This is a genomic window from Stenotrophomonas sp. YJH_SMC_82, assembly GCF_059368875.1.
The window spans coordinates 459,598-476,916 of the sequence record NZ_JCAFSE010000002.1; the positions used below are offsets into that span (position 1 = coordinate 459,598).

Consider the following 17,319-nt stretch of genomic DNA (forward strand, 5'->3'; position numbering starts at 1 on the left):
CCGAGGCTGAACCGCAGGCGTGCAAAATCGCCGTCCAGACCGCACACTTGCGCGTCGCTCCGCGCTTTAGAAGATAGATGAACGCCCGCTATAACGCCGCCGATATTGAAGTCCTGTCCGGCCTTGACCCGGTCAAGCGCCGTCCCGGCATGTATACCGACACCGCGCGCCCGAACCACCTGGCGCAGGAAGTGATCGACAACTCGGTGGACGAGGCCCTCGCCGGCCATGCCCGCTCGATCGAGATCACCCTGTACAAGGACGGCAGCGTGGAGGTCAGCGATGACGGCCGCGGCATGCCGGTGGACATCCATCCGGAAGAGAAGATCCCGGGCGTCGAACTGATCCTCACCCGCCTGCATGCAGGCGGCAAGTTCAGCAACAACAACTACACCTTCTCCGGCGGCCTGCATGGCGTCGGCGTCAGCGTGGTCAACGCGCTGTCGACCCTGGTGGAGGTGCACATCAAGCGCGAAGGTGCCGAACACCGCATCACCTTCCGCAATGGCGACCGCGCCACGCCGCTGGAGGTGGTCGGCACCGTCGGCAAGAAGAACACCGGTACCCGCGTGCGCTTCTGGCCGGACCCGAAGTACTTCGACACGCCCAAGTTCGCGGTGCGCGCGTTGAAGCACCTGCTGCGCGCCAAGGCCGTGCTGTGCCCGGGCCTGACCGTCAAGCTGACCGACGAAGCCACCGGTGAAGTCGATACCTGGTACTACGAAGACGGCCTGCGCGACTACCTGAAGCTGGAACTGGGCGAGCGCGAATCGCTGCCGGCCGACCTGTTCGTCGGCAACCTCAAGAAGGACACCGAGGTGGTGGACTGGGCCGTGGCCTGGCTGCCGGAAGGTGAGCTGGTCCAGGAAAGCTATGTCAACCTGATTCCGACCGCCCAGCATGGCACCCATGTCAACGGCCTGCGTACCGGCCTGACCGAGGCGCTGCGCGAGTTCTGCGACTTCCGCAACCTGCTGCCACGCGGCGTCAAGCTGGCCCCGGAAGACGTGTGGGACCGGGTGTCGTTCGTGCTGTCGCTGAAGATGACCGACCCGCAGTTCAGCGGCCAGACCAAGGAACGCCTGTCCTCGCGCCAGGCCGCCGGCTTTGTAGAGGGCGCCGCGCACGATGCGTTCAGCCTGTTGCTGAACCAGAACGTGGAGCTGGGCGAGAAGATCGCGCAGATCGCCATCGAGCGCGCCAGTGCGCGCCTGAAGACCGAGAAGCTGGTCGTCCGCAAGAAGGTCACGCAGGGCCCGGCCCTGCCCGGCAAGCTGGCCGACTGCATCAGCCAGGACCTGTCGCGCACCGAGCTGTTCCTGGTGGAAGGTGACTCGGCAGGCGGCAGCGCCAAGCAGGCGCGCGACAAGGATTTCCAGGCGATCCTGCCGCTGCGCGGCAAGATCCTCAACACCTGGGAAGTGTCGTCCAACAGCGTGCTGGCTTCGGAGGAAGTGCACAACCTGGCCGTGGCCATCGGCTGCGACCCCGGCAAGGACGACATCACCGGCCTGCGCTACGGCAAGGTGGTGATCCTGGCCGACGCGGACTCCGACGGCCTGCATATCGCCACCCTGCTGACCGCGCTGTTCCTCAGGCATTTCCCGGCGCTGGTCGATGCCGGCCACGTGTTCGTGGCAATGCCGCCGCTGTTCCGCATCGACGTGGGCAAGCAGGTGTTCTACGCCCTGGATGAGGAAGAGAAGCGTTCGATGCTGGACAAGATCGAGCGCGAGAAGATCAAGGGCGCAGTCAACGTCACCCGCTTCAAGGGCCTGGGCGAGATGAACCCGAACCAGCTGCGCGAGTCGACCATCCATCCGGATACGCGCCGCCTGGTGCAGCTGACCGTGGACGATGGCGAGCAGACCCGTTCGCTGATGGACATGCTGCTGGCCAAGAAGCGCGCGTCCGACCGCAAGGGCTGGCTGGAGTCGAAGGGCGATCTGGCCTCGCTGGAGGTCTGATCCGGAGCGGGGTCGGATCCCTTTCCGCAGGAAAGGGCTCTGACCCGGTTGGCGGCAGTGGGGTCAGAGCCGTTTCCTGTCAGGAAACGGATCCGACCCCATGCGCTCCGACCCCATCCGCCCCCATCGGCAAACCCGGCAGCGCCATAATGCGCGTCCACCCGTGTGGACCATCGTATTGGCCAGCCACTCGCTGCTGTTCCCCGGCCTGCCGCTGCACAGTGCACGGCTGGTCCTGAGCCCGATCCGTCGTGACGACGCCGCCGCGCTGTTCACGCTGCAGTCCAACCCGGATGTCATGCGATGGTGGAACCATCCAGCCTGGACGCGACTGGCCGAAGCGCGCGAGCAGATCGACGATGACCTCGCCGCCCATGCCATCGGCACCCAGCTGAAGCTGGCCGTGCGCGAGTCGCTGGAAGGTCCGCTGCTGGGCATCTGCGTGGTATTCGCGGTGGACCGCGATGCGGCGCGCGCCGAGATCGGCTACCTGCTGGCACCCGATCGCCAGGGCCAGGGCTATATGCACGAGGCCCTGCAACAGGTACTGGCCTACCTGTTCCGCACCCTGCACCTGCATCGGGTGGAAGCCGAGATCGACCCGCGCAATGCGCCGTCCGCGCACGTGTTGGAACGCCTGGGCTTCCACCGCGAGGGGGTGCTGCGCCAGCGCTGGCGCATCCAGGGGCAGCTGGCCGACTCGGCCGTCTACGGCCTGCTGGCCGATGACGACGCCGCAGCCACCCTCCCCGCTTGACCCAATCTGGCCAGTAGCGGGCTCAACGCACGGCCATGCCTTTGGACACATACGGCATGGCCCGCCACCGGCCTAGCATCGGAACCCCCTTCCGCTGCCGAACCGGTGCCATGAAGTCCCTGCTGCACACTGCCGCGCTCTGCGTCGGCCTGCTCATCGCCCCTGCCAGCGTGCTGGCCGCGTCCGACGCCGAGGGCAAGCCCGACCCGAAAGACGACAAGACCGAAGCGCCTGCGCTGCCCGCCGACGCCTCGGCCCGCCAGAGCATGCGCCTGGCCGGCCGCACCCTGGACTACACCGCCACCGTCGGCACCCTGCCGGTACGCGATGCCAAGGGCAAGGTGATCGCCGATGTGGTGTTCACCGCCTACACGATGCCGGGCAAGGACCGGCCGGTGACCTTCGCGCTCAATGGCGGCCCCGGTGCGTCGTCGGTGTACCTCAACATGGGCGCGATCGGGCCCAAGGTGGTGACCTTCGGCTCCGAGGGTGACAGCGCATCGGCGCCGGCCACCCTGCACGACAACCCGGGCACCTGGCTGGACTTCACCGATCTGGTGTTCATCGATCCGGTCGGTACCGGCTTCAGCCGCGCGCGGATCGGCGACGATGAAGCCAAGAAAGCGCTCTACAACCCCAGTGCCGACGTCGAATACCTGTCGCGCTCGATCTACGACTGGCTGCTGCGCAACCAGCGCATGGCCTCGCGCAAGTACCTGACCGGCGAGAGCTACGGTGGCTACCGCGGCCCGCGCATCACCCACTTCCTGCAGACCCGGCTGGGCGTGGCAATGAACGGACTGGTGCTGGTCTCGCCCTACCTGAGCCCGACCCTGGAAGACAACGCCGATGTCTCGCCGATGGCGTGGATGCAGACGCTGCCGTCGATCGCCGCGGCGCACCTGGAGCGCCAGGGCAAGCTGACCGATGCGGCGATGCGCGAGGTGGTGGAGTACACCCGTGGCGATTACGCCACCGCGTTGATGAAGGGCCGCAGCGATCCGCAGGCTACGGAAGCCATGCTGCGCCGGGTCACCGCGCTGACCGGACTGGACCCGCAGTTCGTGCGCCGCGCTGGCGGGCGCCTGGAGACCCAGGCCTACCTGCGTGAAGTGTTCCGCGACAAGGGCACGCTGGGCAGCCGCTACGACTCCAACGTGACCGCGTTCGATCCGTTCCCGAATGATCCGGAGCAGCGCGCCAACGACCCACTGCTGGACAGCATCATCGCGCCGACCACCACGGCGATGGTCGACTTCGTGACGCGCGTGGTCGGCTGGAAAGTAGATGCGCGCTACCAGGCGCTGAACTACGACGTGAACCGGCTGTGGGACCGCAATGGCGAACTGCGCCAGGGTGCGGTGACCCAGCTGCGCCAGGCGGTGGCGATCGACCCGCATCTGCAGGTGCTGATCGTGCATGGCTGGAACGACCTGTCGTGCCCGTTCATGGGCTCGATCCTGACCGTGGACCAGATGCCGACGATGGGCAGCAATCCGGACCGGGTGCAGGTGCGCAGTTATCCGGGCGGGCACATGTTCTACAGCCGGGCGGACAGCCAGGCGGCGTTCCGCAAGGATGTACAGGCGTTGTTCCAGCGTAATTGAAGGGGTTTGGCCGGGCCTGCGGCCCGGCACCCGCTGACAGCCACGGCAACGGCAACTGCAAAAGCTGGCTTCCTGAGGGCTGTTGGTGGGTGCCGACCGTTGGTCGGCACGGGGCGGATCCCGTTGCTTGGCAACGGGCCCTGACCCTGGTTCTGCTCTGGTAGGTGTCGACCTTGGTCGACACGGTGGGTGCGGAAAAATTCTTGCCCATGAAAAAGCCCGCCTGATATGGCGGGCTTTTTCGTTTGCAACCTTGGCGTGGCGATCAGGTCCAGCCGAACAGCTCGAACAGCTTCAGGATCAGGTACGCGCAGCCGCCTGCCGCCGGGATGGTCAGGATCCAGGCCCAGACGATGCGCTCGATCACGCCGAACTTCAGCGAGCGCGGGTTCTTGGCGAAGCCGACGCCCATGATCGCGGTGGAGATGCTGTGCGTGGTCGAGACCGGCATGCCGAAGTGGGCCGCCAGGGTCAGGATGGTGGCCGAGCTGGTCTCCGCGGCGAAGCCGTGGATCGGGTGCAGCTTGACCATCTTGTGGCCCAGGGTCTTGATGATCTTCCAGCCGCCCGAAGCGGTACCGGCCGCCATCACCACCGCGCAGGTCAGCACGATCCACATCGCGATGCCGTCACCGGCATGCGCGTCCGGGTGCATGAAGGCCAGCCAGGACGGCAGGTCGTTCAATGCGCCGGTGGCTTCGGCACCGATCAGGGTCATGGCGATGATGCCCATGGTCTTCTGCGCGTCGTTGTGGCCGTGGGCGAAGCCCATGTAGGCCGCCGAGGCGATCTGCGCCTTGCCGAAGAAGGCGTTGACGATGCGCGGACGCGCCAGGCGGCCGATGGCACCACCGATCTTGGCCAGGCCGGCGATCAGCGCCCACAGCAGCACCATCACCACGATGCCGAGCAGGAAACCGGCAATCGGCGAGGTGATCATCGGCACGAACACCTTCCACAGCAGGCCCTTGTTCTGCGCCCAGCTGCCCAGGCGCTCGGACCAGATCAGCGCGTCCCAGTTGTTGTGGGCGGCAGCCAGGCCAGCGCCGCAGAGGCCACCGATCAGGGCGTGCGAGGACGAGGACGGCAGGCCCTTCCACCAGGTGATCAGGTTCCAGATGATGCCGCCCAGCAGGGCGCACAGGATCACCTGCGGGGTGACCTCGACCACGTTGGTGTTGAGCAGGCCCGAGGCGATGGTCAGCGCCACCGCGGTACCGGTCAGTGCACCGATGAGGTTCATGAAGGCGGCCAGCATCACCGCCCAGCCGGGCGAGAGCACCTTGGTCGCCACCACGGTGGCAATGGAGTTGGCAGTGTCGTGGAAGCCGTTGATGAACTCGAAGACGAGCGCGGCCAGGATCACCACCAGGACAAGGGTCAACATGCGGCGGCGTCCGTCAGCTGTTCTTCAACACGATCTGGTACGCCACCACGCCAGCCTCGCGGCAGCGGTCGATGGCCTTTTCCAGGATCTCGAAGAATTCCTTCAGCAGGAACATCTGCAGGTTGTCCAGGCGGCCCGAATAGATGTCGCGGTACAGCTCGAGCATCAGGCGGTCGGCCTCGTTCTCCAGCGAGCGCAGCTTCTCGTTGAGCGCGGTCATCCGGTCCAGGTTCATGTGGCGCAGGTCGGCCACCATCTCCACCACCACGCCGGCGGCCTGTTCGAGCATCGCCGCGCGCGGCGCGAAGTCGATGTGCTCCAGGTGCGTCGTGGCCAGCGAATAGCGGTCGGCGAACTTCTCGATCTGCTTGGGAATCTTGTACAGCGCCGAGCCCAGCGCTTCGATGTCTTCGCGCTCGATCGGGGTCATGAAGCTGTCTACCAGCGCCTGGCTGATCTTGTCCGAGGCCGCGCGTTCGCGCAGGCGGGCCAGCTTGAAGGCGTCCAGCGCGGGCTGGCGGTCGGCCTCGCGCAGCATGGAATGCAGCGCCTTGGCGGCGTCGGAAGCCGCGACGGCAGCCTCATCGAGCAGGGTGTAGAACTGTTTGCCGGAACCGAAAATGGTCTGCAGAGAGAACATTGAGAAACCTGTCAGCCGTCGCGGGAAGGACGGCACCAGATGGAATTATGACGGCTAGATGACCATCACGGGTATCCCCGCCCCCTTTCGAGGCCTTGGAACCCCCAACCTGAACAGGCGGTTGCCACCCTGCCATGCCCCTTTGCTAAGATGCCAGCGCGCCTTCGGGCGCACCTTATGGACGACGACCCTTATCCCCCTGCGCCGCGCCGGATCCCGTTCCTGAGCGCCTGCCGCCATCGCCAGCACCCGCCCTCCCTGCCACCAACCGGGGACGACGCCCGTGTTTGAAATGATCCTGATTGTCTTCGCGCTTGTTCTGCTGAACGGCTTCTTCGCCATGTCCGAGATGTCGGTCATGACCTCGCGCAAGAGCCGCCTGAAGCAGATGGCTGCCACCTCCAAGCGCGCGGCCAAGGCGCTGGAGCTGTCCGAGAAGCCGGAGAGCTTCCTGTCCACCGTGCAGATCGGCATCACCGTGATCGGCGTGCTGACCGGCTACCTCGGCGGTGAGGCGCTGGGCGAGGCCTTCGCCGGCTGGATCCAGGGGCTGATGCCGGGGTTTGCGTACGCGGGCAACATCGGTACCGCACTGGCCGTCAGCCTGATCACCTTCATCACGCTGATCTTCGGCGAACTGGTGCCCAAGCGCCTGGCGCTGACCCGCTCGGAGGCCATTGCCGGCCTGGTCGCGATGCCGATGAGCTGGCTGGCCAAGCTGGCCCTGCCCTTCGTCTGGCTGCTGTCCAAGACCACCCAGCTGGTGCTGCGCCTGTTCGGCCTGGGCAAGGACGAAGTCGCCTCGGTGACTGAAGAAGAGATCCGCATGCTGGTGGCCGAGAGCCACGAAGCCGGTGTGATCGACGCCCACGAGCGTGACATGATGAACCGCGTCATGCGCCTGGGCGACCGCACCGCCGACAGCCTGATGACCCCGCGCAACCGCATTGCCTGGCTGGACACCCAGGCCGGGCTGGAGCGCAACCTGGAAATCATGGCCGAGCACGAGTTCTCGCGGTACCCGGTGTACCGCGACAACGACATGGACGTGGTCGGCGTACTTGAACTGAAATCGCTGGCCACGCGCATGGCGCGCGGCGACAACGCGCTGTTCCAGACCCTGCGCGAACCGCTCTACGTGTCCGAATCGACCCACGCGATGAAGCTGCTGGAGATCTTCCGCGAGGAACAGCAGTCGATGGCGCTGGTGGTGGACGAGTACGGCGAGATCCAGGGCCTGGTGACCATCAGCGACTTGATGGGCGCCGTGGTCGGCCGCCTGCAGGCGGTGGAGAATGCCGATGAAGACGCGCTGGTGGTGACCCGCGAGGACGGTTCGCTGCTGGTGGACGGCTCGCTGCCGATCGAAGACCTGCGCGAACTGATCGGCAGCAACGAGCTGCCCGATGCCGAGGACGGCGATTACTACACCCTGGCCGGCATGTGCATCCACTACTTCGGCCGCATCCCGCACGCAGGCGAGTACTTCGACTGGGCCGGCTGGCGCTTCGAAGTGGTCGACCTGGACGGTGCGCGGGTGGACAAGCTGCTGCTGCGCACGCTGTCCGACGAGCAGGCCGATGAGCTCACCGCCTGAGGCCGGCCAGGGTCCAGGCGCCGAGCGCCCGGCCTACCGCAACGAGGGCATCCGCACCCTGCTGGAGATGTTCGCTTCCGGCGACCCGGCCGAGCACATGCCGCTCGGCCAGATCCTGAGCAACCTGCAGCAGAGCGCGTTCGGCGTGTTCCTGTTCGTGGCGATCCTGCCCTCGTTCATCCCGATCCCGGGCATGGGTGGCGCGGTCAGCGGCCCGCTGGTGATCCTGATCGGCCTGCAGATGCTGTTCTGCCTGCGCCGGCCGTGGCTGCCCGGCTTCATTGCCCGCCGCGGACCCAAGCGCGGCACCATGCACCGTTTCCTGGACCGCATCGACCGCCCACTGCGGCGCCTGGACAGGATGCTGAGGCCACGCCTGCCGCAGCTGTTGACACCCCTCCCCGCCCACGCCTTCAGCGGCCTGCTGCTGGTGCTGCTGGGCCTGCTGCTGTCGTTGCCGATTCCCTTCACCAATTTCCTGTTCGGCTTCCAGCTGCTGCTGTTCTCGCTGGCGCTGCTGGAACGCGATGGCGCGCTGATGCTGTTCAACTGGATCGCCGCGTTGGCGGCGATCGCGTTCTTCGGCTTCAGTTCGGGGCAGCTGGTGGGTTACACGGTGGACCTGTTCCAGCGCTGGTTCTGAGCCGGAACCCGGTAGAGCCGGCCGCTGGCCGGCTGCCACGTTTCCAGGTCTGCCGGCCAGCGCCCGGCACTACCAATACCGGACATCGATCCTCACCGAAGATCGATGAAGCCATTGTCGGCCAACTGCGCCGGCTCGTCCTGCACCGCCGACAGCACGAAATTCAACGCCTTGCCCAGCAGCGTGCCCGGACCATCCCAATACTCGGCCGAGTCGGCCCGCACGTGGATCAGGCGCAGGTTCGGGTCGTCCTTGCCGCCCGGGAAAAACAGTTTCATCGCCGGCGACCACAGTTCCTCGATCTTCGCGCGGTCATCAACGATGCGCGCGCGCCCTGCCACCGATACGTAGGTGTTCTTCGACGGCGAGGCATAGGCCACGTTGACGTGCGGATCAAGCGCGATCTCGGCAACCTTCGGGCTGTCGGCGGTGATGACGAACCACAGGTCACCGTCGAAGGTGACCTGCTGGGTGGCCAGCGGCCGGCTGTAGAGTCGTCCGTCGACGCCGGTGGTGGTGAACATCGCCACCTCCACGTCCTTGATCAGTTCGGCCAGCTGGGCGATGTGTTCGGCGCGGGTATCCGCCATGGGAGGCTCCAATGGGAAGAGCCCCCATCAGACCCGTCGCGGCTGCAACGGGCCGTGACGCCATTGTTCAGCCCGCGTGGCGGGCATGCCAGGCCTGCATCGCCAGTTCGAACGAACGCAGGCGCGCACGGTGGTCATGCAGGTTGGCGGTGAGCATCAGCTCGTCCGGCGAGTGACGCTCAACGAACGCGGCGATGCCATCGGCCACCTGCTGCGGATCACCGAGCACGGTGCAGGCCAGGGCCCGCTCCACGCCGAGCTTTTCGTGCGGCTCCCAGAAGGCTTCGATGTCCTCGATCGGCGCCGGAATCTTGCCCGGCCGGCCGCGGCGCAGGTTGACGAAACTCTGCTGCTGGCTGGTGAACAGGCGGCGCGATTCGGCCTCGCTGTCACTGGCGACGACATTCAGGGCCAGCATCGCGTGCGGCTGCTTCAACGTGGCCGAGGGGCGGAACTCTCGGCGGTACACCGCCAGCGCCTCGTCCATGGCATCGGGCGCAAAGTGCGAGGCAAACGCATAGGGCAGGCCCATCGCGGCGGCCATGCGCGCGCCGAACAGGCTGGACCCCAGGATCCAGGTCGGCACCCGCAGGCCACCGCCCGGAACCGCCTGCACCGCCTGCCCGGGCTGTACCGGCTCGAAGTAGTGCAGCAGTTCGCGCACGTCCTGCGGGAACTGGTCGGCGCTGTCGAAGTAGCGGCGCAGTGCACGCGCGGTGGGCTGATCGGTGCCCGGCGCACGGCCGAGGCCGAGATCGATGCGGTCCGGATACAGCGAAGCCAGCGTGCCGAACTGCTCGGCCACCTGCAGCGGCGCATGGTTGGGCAGCATGATGCCGCCGGCACCGACGCGGATACGCCGGGTGCCGCCCGCGACGTGGCCGATCAGCACGGCCGTGGCCGCGCTGGCGATGCCGGGCATGTTGTGGTGTTCGGCCAGCCAGTAACGGCGATAGCCCAGCGCATCGGCGTGCTGGGCCAGTTCCAGCATGTTGGCGAAGGCGGCGGTGGTGTCACTGCCCTCGCAGACCGGGGCCAGGTCAAGGATCGACAACGGGATCATCAGCGGTTTTCCGTCTCAGGATCTCCCCTGCATGGGGTCGGCCAGGCGCAGCGGCCAGTGACGGTGGCGGGATGCTGATTCCCGCGGAGCCGGTTCAGGGCCTGCCGGACCGTGTACAGCCGAGCCCATGCTCGGCTGCTGTTGATCAACAAAAGGCAGCCGAGCATGGGCTCGGCTCTACAGAAGCGTGTCAGAACGCGCTGGGGCGCGGCTCCGGCAGCGGCTGGTCGACCATCGGCTTCAGTTCGGCATCCAGCGCCACGCGCTCGTCGAACACGAAACAGCGGCCTTCATAACCTTCGCCGCCGACCTCCTCGAAGTAGCCGAGGATGCCGCCATCGAGCTGCAGCACGTTGTCCATGCCATCGTTGGCCATCCACAGTGCGGCCTTCTCGCAGCGGATGCCGCCGGTGCAGAAACTGACCACGGTGCTGTCCTTCAGCGCCTCGCGATGCGGCGCCAGCGCCTCGGGCAGGTCGGTGAACTTGTGGATGGGCAGTACCAGCGCATCCTTGAACGTGCCGTACTCCACTTCCTGCAGGTTGCGGGTATCGAGCATCACCACCGGCTTGCCGGCGTCATCGTGGCCCTGCCGCAGCCAGCGCTGCACGGTGGCCGGATCGACCGCCGGTGCACGCGGATAGTCCAGCGGCTGGCCGTCATCGCGGCGGAAGCTGATGATCTCGTCCTTCACCTTGGCCTTCAGCCGCGCGAACGGCTGGTGCTCGCTCAGGCTGGTCTTGACCCGCATCCCGGCGAAACGCGCATCGGCATGCAGCGCGGCGTAGAAATCCTCGACCGCCTCCGGCGCGCCGGCCAGGAACAGGTTCAGTCCCTCGCCCGCCACCAGGATCGTGCCCCGCAACCCGGCCGCCTGGGCACGCGACAGCAGCTGGTCGCACAGGGCCTGGGGGGCGTCGATGACGGCGAAATGGTAGGCAGCGGTGTTGGCGATCATCCTGCCATTTTAGCGCCTCCAGCCCGCACAGACAGATTCAGGGGGGGCAGAGCCCTCTGCGCAGCAGAGGGATCCGACCCCAAGCCCGGCAGACACCCGGAATCTGTCAGAGGCGGGGCGGTGTGGGCAGGCGGGACCGTTGGCGCCATGGATGGCGCCATCGAGCCCCCAAGGATGGGTTTACGGCGTGTCCCGCCTGCCGACACCGCCCTGCCCGCCACGGATTGCCTGCCGTTGCTGTTGCTGTTGCTGTTGCCGGCCAGCGGCCGGCACTACCGCGGGTGCCGGGTGCAACCCGGCCGCGCCCCCTACCCCCGCAACAGCATGAACGGCAGCAGCACCAGCGCCGCCGCAGCGGCCATGCCCAGCAGCACCAGCACCACGAACACCGGCCGCCGCCGGAACAGGCTGCCAAAGGTCTCCGCCGTGCCATCCCGCAACGCCTGCTCACGCTCGGCCCGCACGCGCACACCGCGCGCCGCCTGGTACCCGGCCATCAGCGCCTTCGCGCGCGGATGATCGGCGTCCTCGCGCAGCCACAGGCCACCGTTGGAAATGCCCCAAGGGCTGGGTTCGGTGCGGTACCAGGCGATGCCGTGCTGGTCGAGCAGCGTGCAGACATCGGCATATTCGTCGTCGCCGACATTGCGCAGATTGAGCAGGAGTTTTGCCATGCCGCCATGATACCCGGCGCCGATGCGCTACCCTTGCCGCCCTCGCCCTGCGCCCTTCTGGAGACGCCCGATGCGCCGCCTGCTGCTTCCCCTGCTGCTGTCCCTCGCCGCCGCTGGCTGCTCGAGCGAGCCCTCCGGTCCGCCGCCGGGCGGCACCCTGACCACCTTCGAGCGCATCGATACCGTCGCTGGCACCGGCACCAAAGCCGTTCCCGGCAGCAAGGTCACCGTGCACTACACCGGCTGGATCTACGACAACCGCACCGAAACCAAGCACGGCAAGACCTTCGACAGCTCCTTCAAGCACGGCCAGCCGTTCACCTTCGCGCTCGGCGCCGGCCAGGTCATCCGCGGCTGGGATGAGGGCGTGGCCGGCATGAAGGTCGGCGGCAAGCGCACGCTGATGATCCCGCCGGATTACGGCTACGGCGACCGCCGGGTCGGCCCGATTCCGGCCGGTTCGTCGCTGGTGTTCGATGTCGAGCTGCTCGATGTCAAGCCGTAATACCGCATTGCCCCATCGGGTCGCCGTCATCGGCGGTGGCCCGGCCGGCCTGTTCGCCGCCGAGCGCCTGCGCGCCGCGGGGCTGGACGTGGACCTGTACGAGGCCAAGGGCTCACCCGGCCGCAAGTTCCTGATCGCCGGCAAGGGCGGTCTCAACCTCACCCATTCCGATCCGCGGCCGCTGTTCGACAGCCGCTACCGCGAGCAGTCCACGACCGTGGGCCGCTGGCTGGATGGCTTCGATGCGCAGGCATTGCGCGACTGGGCTGCCGGCTTTGGCGTGGAGACCTATGTGGGCAGCTCCGGCCGCGTGTTTCCGGTCGACCGCAAGGCTGCGCCGCTGCTGCGCGGCTGGGTGCGCCGACTGAAGGAACAGGGCGTGCGCCTGCATGCCAACCACCGCTGGATCGGCTGGGGCAACGACGGCGCGCTGCGCTTCGCCACCGAAGCCGGCGAGATCGATGTCCACGCCGATGCCAGCGTGTTGGCGATGGGTGGCGGCAGCTGGCCGCAGCTGGGCAGTGATGGCGCCTGGGTCGCCCCCTTGCAGGCACGAGGCGTGGACATTGCGCCGCTGCAATCGGCCAACTGCGGCTTCGACATCGACTGGACGCCGTTCTTCGCCCAGCGCAATGCAGGCGCACCGTTGAAGCCGGTGGTCGCGCACTGGCTCGACCTGGCCGGACAACCGCAGTCGCTGCAGGGCGAATGCGTAGCCAGCGAGTACGGCATCGAAGGCAGCCTGATCTACGCGCTGGCCGCAGACCTGCGCGAGACCATCAACCGTGATGGCCATGCCATGCTGTGGCTGGACCTGGTGCCGGGACGCGATGAAGCACGCCTGCTGGCCGATCTTTCGCGGCCGCGCAAGGGTCGCAGTTTTGGTGAGCATCTGCGCCGCCAGGCCGGCCTGGATGCGGTGAAGGCCACCCTGGTGTTCGAGATCCTTGGCAAGGATGCGGGCCACGACCTGCCTGCCGTGGCTACCACGCTCAAGCGCCTGCCGTTGCGCCTTCTGCGTCCACGGCCGATGGCCGAGGTGATCAGCACTGCCGGCGGCGTGCGCCTGGATGCGCTGGATGATGGCCTGATGCTGCGGGCAGCACCCGGCGTATTCTGTGCCGGCGAGATGCTGGACTGGGAGGCCCCCACGGGGGGCTACCTGCTGACGGCGTGCTATGCCAGTGGCCTGCGCGCCGCCGAGGGCGTGATCGGGTGGCTGGCTGGGCGGTGACGCCCGCATTGTGGAGTCGAGCCATGCTCGACGGCCTTTGATTCAGGCGATGAAGCAGTCGAGCATGGCTCGACTCTGCAATCCCCGGCGCTCACCACGGCCTGCGCATGCTCACCGAAGCCAGCGCCACGCCGCTGGGATGCGGGTAGGCTTCCTCCCGCACGGCAATGAATCCCTGCCGTTGGTAGAACGGCACCGCATTGAGCGAGGCTGACAGCACCACCTCGCGCTCACGATCGGCCATCGCCAGCAGACGCTGCATCAGCGCCTGGCCGATGCCCGTGCCGCCACGATCCGGATCGACGAACAGCGCATCGACTTCATTGGCGTCGGTATCAAACACGCCGAACCCGAGCAGGACACCCTGCCCGTCCTCGGCCACCACGCAGCCTCCCTGCCCCAGCAGCCGTGCGTACTGCGACGGCGGCGGCGAAGCAGACCACGGATCGATCACCTCCGCCGGGTAGTGGCTGCTGCACGTCTCGCGAACGCAACGCGTGCGCAGTGCCCACAGCATGGCGACATCGTCGATGGTGCCGGTCCTGAACCGCATGACATCTCCCTGTAGAGCCGAGCCCATGCTCGGCTCGGCTGTTCTTCGTTCCAACATCGCGATGAGAGAAGCAGCCGAGCATGGGCTCGGCTCTACAGCAACACATTATCGCGACTTGCTGGCGCGCAGCGCCTGGATCTTCGGCGGCGGCTGGAACGAATCGCTGCGTGCATCGGCCCAGAATGCATGGAACACCGCATGATCCGGCACCTTGTGCAGCAGCTCGCCCGGTTCCAGGTAGCGGTACAGCGACGCCAGCGAGCGGATCTCGACAGGCGAAACACGACGCAGGATGTGCTCCGGCCCCAGTTCGGCCGGATCGTTCAGGCCGGCCGCACACAACAGCTCCTTCAGGGCGTGCAGCGTGTGCTCGTGGTAGCTGTACACGCGGGTGGCCTTGTCCGGTGCATCCAGGTGCTTCCAGCGCGCCGGGTCCTGGGTGGCGATGCCGGTCGGGCACTTGTCGGTATGGCAGCTCAACGACTGGATGCAGCCCAGCGCGAACATGAAGCCACGGCCGGCATTGCACCAGTCGGCACCCAGCGCGATGGTGCGCGCGATGTCGAAGGCGCTGGTGATCTTGCCCGCCGCGCCGATGCGGATCCGCTCGCGAAGGTCCAGGCCGACCAGCGTGTTGTGCACCAGCAGCAGTGCTTCGTGCATCGGCACGCCGACATGGTCGACGAACTCCGCCGGTGCTGCGCCAGTACCGCCTTCGGCACCGTCGACCACGATGAAGTCCGGCAGCAGGCCGGTTTCCTGCATCGCCTTGGCAATGCCGAACCACTCCCACGGGTGGCCGATGGCCAGCTTGAAACCGACCGGCTTGCCACCGGACAGTTCGCGCAGACGGGCGACGAACTGCAGCAGTTCGACCGGCGTCGAGAATGCCGAGTGACGCGACGGCGATACGCAGTCCACGCCCATCGGCACGCCACGGGTGACCGAGATCTCGGCGGTCACCTTTGGCGCCGGCAGCACGCCGCCATGACCGGGCTTGGCGCCCTGCGACAGCTTGATCTCGATCATCCTGACCTGATCATGGGTGGCGTTGGCGACGAAGCGCTCTTCACTGAAACCGCCCTTTTCGTCACGGCAACCGAAGTAGCCCGAGCCGATCTCCCACACCAGATCGCCGCCCATCTCGCGGTGGTATGGCGAAATCGAACCTTCACCGGTGTCGTGGTAGAAGCCACCACGTCGCGCGCCTTCGTTCAGTGCGCGGATCGCGTTGGCCGACAGCGAGCCAAAGCTCATCGCCGAAATATTGAACACGCTCGCCGAATACGGCTTTGTGCAATTGGCGCCGATCAGCACGCGGAAATCGTGCTTGGCGATGGCGGTCGGCGCCAGCGAGTGGTTGATCCACTCGTAATCCACCGCGTAGGTGCTGCGCAGGGTGCCGAACGGCACCGTGTCCATCTCGTTCTTGGCCCGCTGGTAGATCAGTGCACGCTGCTGGCGCGAGAACGGCACGTCCTCCAGGTCGCTCTGCACGAAGTACTGGCGGATTTCCGGACCGATCGATTCCAGGCCGTAGCGGAAGTGCGCCATCACCGGATAGTTGCGGCGCAGCGTGCTGCGCTTCTGCAGCAGGTCCCAGGTCCCCAGTGCCACCATCGCGGCGGTCAGGCCGACGCCCCAGTACCAGGCCGGCCAGATCGTGGCCAACCACAGGCAGATGGGGAACATCAGGATGGCGAGCAGGTAGACGATATACCGGTGCATGGCGTTCCTTGGTTGCAACTGCCTGCGAGTCTACCGTGCTGCCCGCCGCCCGGGTTTACAGGCGATCGTCAACCACGTTGCGTGGCCAGGCCGATTTGACGTCGTAGACCAGGCCGCCCGGCGCCAGCAGCGACCGGATACCGGCCTCGTCCATCGCCTTGAAGCGGGCATGGGCAACCGCCAGCACCACCGCGTCATAGGCCCCTGCCACGGGTTCGGCCAGCCACTGCACGCCCTCATCGGCCAATGCCGCCGGGCCGACCCAGGGATCACTGACCTCGACCTGAGCGCCGGCATCACGCAGGCGCTGCGCCAGCTCCAGCGCGCGGCTGTTGCGCAGGTCCGGGCAATCCTCCTTGAAGGTCACACCGAGCACCAGGATGCGCGACTGCACTGGTTCGCGGCCGCGTTCGGCCAGCATCGCCAGCACCCGCGACGCCACATGCTCACCGACGCGGTTGTTGACCTGCCGCGCGGTGTGGATCAGGTCCGGGTGGTAGCCCACGCTCTCGGACTTGTGCAGCAGGTAATACGGGTCCACGCCGATGCAATGGCCGCCGACCAGGCCCGGCCGGAATGGAAGGAAGTTCCACTTGCTGCCGGCGGCATCGAGCACATCCTGGGTATCGATGCCCAGCCTGTCGAAGATCAGCGCCAACTCATTGACCAGCGCGATGTTCACATCGCGCTGGATGTTCTCGACCACCTTGGCCGCCTCGGCCACGCGCATCGATGGCGCGGGGAACGTGCCGGCGGCAATGATGCGCTGGTACAGGCCATCGATCACCGCAGCCACTTCCGCTGTCGACCCCGAGGTGATCTTGCGGATGTCAGCCAGGCGCCGCTGGCGGTCACCGGGACTGACCCGCTCCGGGCTGTAGCCGCAGTAGAAGTCTTCGTTGAAGCGCAGGCCCGAGCCTTCTTCCAGCAGCGGCACGCAGACTTCTTCAGTGGTGCCGGGGTACACCGTGGATTCGTAGATCACCAGGTCACCCGCGCGCAGATGGCTGGCGATCAGCCGCGTCGCCGAACGCAACGGCTCCAGATCGGGCTGCTCATAGGCATCGATCGGCGTCGGCACGGTGACGATGTAGACGTTGCATGCATCAAGCAAGGCCGGATCGCTGCCGTACTGCAGCTGCCGAGCACTGGCCAGCTCGTCGGCCTCCACCTCCAGCGTATGGTCCTGGCCACCGCGCAGCTCGGCGATGCGATCGGCATCGATGTCGAAGCCCAGCGTCGGCCAGTGACGACCGAAGGCCACCGCCAACGGCAGGCCGACGTAGCCCAGGCCGATCACCGCAAAACGCGGGGTCTCCGCTGCCGCAAGGGACGCGCTCACTGGCATGTCCCGCGCAACGGCATGCATGCCGCCATGGATTCGGCCGACCTGCTCATTCGCTGCACCACTCCGTG

16 protein-coding genes are annotated in these 17,319 nt (G+C 66.8%); 7 read left to right on the forward strand and 9 right to left on the reverse strand.

Annotated elements, in window-relative coordinates; genetic code table 11:
• Positions 1-77 precede the first annotated feature (77 nt).
• The 3 genes from parE to AC5P53_RS09795 all read left to right on the forward strand — a co-directional run bounded on the left by parE (position 78) and on the right by AC5P53_RS09795 (position 4,331).
• Positions 78-1,967, forward strand: coding sequence for a DNA topoisomerase IV subunit B (gene parE, locus AC5P53_RS09785; protein WP_032959196.1), 1,890 nt, complete (start codon positions 78-80; stop codon positions 1,965-1,967).
• Positions 1,968-2,145: 178 nt separating this feature from the next.
• A complete protein-coding gene (locus AC5P53_RS09790) occupies positions 2,146-2,724 on the forward strand; it encodes a GNAT family N-acetyltransferase (RefSeq protein WP_041864133.1) in 579 nt (192 codons plus the stop codon).
• A 110-nt stretch (positions 2,725-2,834) separates the two neighbouring features.
• On the forward strand, positions 2,835-4,331 hold the full coding sequence (locus AC5P53_RS09795) for a S10 family peptidase (RefSeq protein ID WP_046429900.1): 1,497 nt from the start codon (positions 2,835-2,837) through the stop codon (positions 4,329-4,331).
• Positions 4,332-4,596: 265 nt separating this feature from the next.
• Here the strand turns inward: AC5P53_RS09795 and AC5P53_RS09800 are convergent, their stop codons facing one another.
• Both AC5P53_RS09800 and AC5P53_RS09805 read right to left on the reverse strand, forming a co-directional pair.
• Positions 4,597-5,718 (reverse strand): inorganic phosphate transporter, encoded by a 1,122-nt coding sequence (locus AC5P53_RS09800; protein WP_014646691.1) that lies wholly within the window; start codon positions 5,716-5,718, stop codon positions 4,597-4,599.
• Positions 5,719-5,731: 13 nt separating this feature from the next.
• Positions 5,732-6,358: a DUF47 domain-containing protein gene (locus AC5P53_RS09805; RefSeq protein ID WP_004152833.1), complete on the reverse strand. Its 627-nt coding sequence runs from the start codon at positions 6,356-6,358 to the stop codon at positions 5,732-5,734.
• A gap of 292 nt (positions 6,359-6,650) precedes the next feature.
• Here AC5P53_RS09805 and AC5P53_RS09810 point away from each other — a divergent pair, with 292 nt between their 5' ends.
• Together AC5P53_RS09810 and AC5P53_RS09815 are read left to right on the forward strand one after the other, a co-directional pair.
• On the forward strand, positions 6,651-7,955 hold the full coding sequence (locus tag AC5P53_RS09810; protein WP_032959200.1) for a hemolysin family protein: 1,305 nt from the start codon (positions 6,651-6,653) through the stop codon (positions 7,953-7,955).
• Positions 7,939-8,598, forward strand: coding sequence for an exopolysaccharide biosynthesis protein (locus AC5P53_RS09815; RefSeq protein WP_014646689.1), 660 nt, complete (start codon positions 7,939-7,941; stop codon positions 8,596-8,598). The genes AC5P53_RS09810 and AC5P53_RS09815 overlap by 17 nt, the downstream gene beginning before the upstream one ends.
• 92 nt (positions 8,599-8,690) lie before the next feature.
• Here the strand turns inward: AC5P53_RS09815 and AC5P53_RS09820 are convergent, their stop codons facing one another.
• From AC5P53_RS09820 to AC5P53_RS09835, 4 genes are all read right to left on the reverse strand, one after another.
• Positions 8,691-9,188, reverse strand: a complete 498-nt coding sequence (locus AC5P53_RS09820) for a pyridoxamine 5'-phosphate oxidase family protein (protein WP_014646688.1) — start codon at positions 9,186-9,188, stop codon at positions 8,691-8,693.
• A 67-nt stretch (positions 9,189-9,255) separates the two neighbouring features.
• Positions 9,256-10,251, reverse strand: coding sequence for an LLM class flavin-dependent oxidoreductase (locus tag AC5P53_RS09825; RefSeq protein ID WP_126411910.1), 996 nt, complete (start codon positions 10,249-10,251; stop codon positions 9,256-9,258).
• Positions 10,252-10,441: 190 nt separating this feature from the next.
• Positions 10,442-11,209, reverse strand: a complete 768-nt coding sequence (locus AC5P53_RS09830) for a sulfurtransferase (RefSeq protein WP_134808711.1) — start codon at positions 11,207-11,209, stop codon at positions 10,442-10,444.
• Between the two features lie 308 nt (positions 11,210-11,517).
• The gene (locus AC5P53_RS09835; RefSeq protein ID WP_032959288.1) at positions 11,518-11,883 is read right to left on the reverse strand and encodes a DUF6164 family protein; all 366 of its coding nucleotides are present in this window, start codon (positions 11,881-11,883) and stop codon (positions 11,518-11,520) included.
• 70 nt (positions 11,884-11,953) lie between these two features.
• Here AC5P53_RS09835 and AC5P53_RS09840 point away from each other — a divergent pair, with 70 nt between their 5' ends.
• Complete coding sequence (locus AC5P53_RS09840) at positions 11,954-12,388, forward strand: FKBP-type peptidyl-prolyl cis-trans isomerase (RefSeq protein ID WP_241886669.1); 435 nt, start codon at positions 11,954-11,956, stop codon at positions 12,386-12,388.
• On the forward strand, positions 12,375-13,622 hold the full coding sequence (locus AC5P53_RS09845) for a TIGR03862 family flavoprotein (RefSeq protein ID WP_241886668.1): 1,248 nt from the start codon (positions 12,375-12,377) through the stop codon (positions 13,620-13,622). Before AC5P53_RS09840 ends, AC5P53_RS09845 begins: the two co-directional genes overlap by 14 nt.
• A gap of 91 nt (positions 13,623-13,713) precedes the next feature.
• On the opposite strand, the gene AC5P53_RS09850 is transcribed toward AC5P53_RS09845, so the two are convergent.
• The 3 genes from AC5P53_RS09850 to AC5P53_RS09860 all read right to left on the reverse strand — a co-directional run bounded on the left by AC5P53_RS09850 (position 13,714) and on the right by AC5P53_RS09860 (position 17,245).
• The gene (locus tag AC5P53_RS09850; protein ID WP_032959291.1) at positions 13,714-14,175 is read right to left on the reverse strand and encodes a GNAT family N-acetyltransferase; all 462 of its coding nucleotides are present in this window, start codon (positions 14,173-14,175) and stop codon (positions 13,714-13,716) included.
• Between the two features lie 105 nt (positions 14,176-14,280).
• Entirely contained in the window at positions 14,281-15,903 is a 1,623-nt protein-coding gene (locus AC5P53_RS09855) for an FMN-binding glutamate synthase family protein (protein ID WP_134808709.1), read from the reverse strand.
• Positions 15,904-15,958: 55 nt separating this feature from the next.
• Entirely contained in the window at positions 15,959-17,245 is a 1,287-nt protein-coding gene (locus AC5P53_RS09860) for a nucleotide sugar dehydrogenase (RefSeq protein WP_134808708.1), read from the reverse strand.
• Positions 17,246-17,319: the final 74 nt, after the last annotated feature.

Coding starts and splice junctions, on each gene's coding strand:
- AC5P53_RS09825 (WP_126411910.1), bottom strand. CDS start 10,251: ATGATCCCGTTGTCGATCCTTGACCTGGCCCCGGTCTGCGAGGGCAGT.
- AC5P53_RS09820 (WP_014646688.1), bottom strand. CDS start 9,188: ATGGCGGATACCCGCGCCGAACACATCGCCCAGCTGGCCGAACTGATC.
- parE (WP_032959196.1), top strand. CDS start 78: ATGAACGCCCGCTATAACGCCGCCGATATTGAAGTCCTGTCCGGCCTT.
- AC5P53_RS09855 (WP_134808709.1), bottom strand. CDS start 15,903: ATGCACCGGTATATCGTCTACCTGCTCGCCATCCTGATGTTCCCCATC.
- AC5P53_RS09810 (WP_032959200.1), top strand. CDS start 6,651: ATGATCCTGATTGTCTTCGCGCTTGTTCTGCTGAACGGCTTCTTCGCC.
- AC5P53_RS09840 (WP_241886669.1), top strand. CDS start 11,954: ATGCGCCGCCTGCTGCTTCCCCTGCTGCTGTCCCTCGCCGCCGCTGGC.
- AC5P53_RS09805 (WP_004152833.1), bottom strand. CDS start 6,358: ATGTTCTCTCTGCAGACCATTTTCGGTTCCGGCAAACAGTTCTACACC.
- AC5P53_RS09850 (WP_032959291.1), bottom strand. CDS start 14,175: ATGCGGTTCAGGACCGGCACCATCGACGATGTCGCCATGCTGTGGGCA.
- AC5P53_RS09835 (WP_032959288.1), bottom strand. CDS start 11,883: ATGGCAAAACTCCTGCTCAATCTGCGCAATGTCGGCGACGACGAATAT.
- AC5P53_RS09815 (WP_014646689.1), top strand. CDS start 7,939: ATGAGCTCACCGCCTGAGGCCGGCCAGGGTCCAGGCGCCGAGCGCCCG.
- AC5P53_RS09795 (WP_046429900.1), top strand. CDS start 2,835: ATGAAGTCCCTGCTGCACACTGCCGCGCTCTGCGTCGGCCTGCTCATC.
- AC5P53_RS09845 (WP_241886668.1), top strand. CDS start 12,375: ATGTCAAGCCGTAATACCGCATTGCCCCATCGGGTCGCCGTCATCGGC.
- AC5P53_RS09800 (WP_014646691.1), bottom strand. CDS start 5,718: ATGTTGACCCTTGTCCTGGTGGTGATCCTGGCCGCGCTCGTCTTCGAG.
- AC5P53_RS09830 (WP_134808711.1), bottom strand. CDS start 11,209: ATGATCGCCAACACCGCTGCCTACCATTTCGCCGTCATCGACGCCCCC.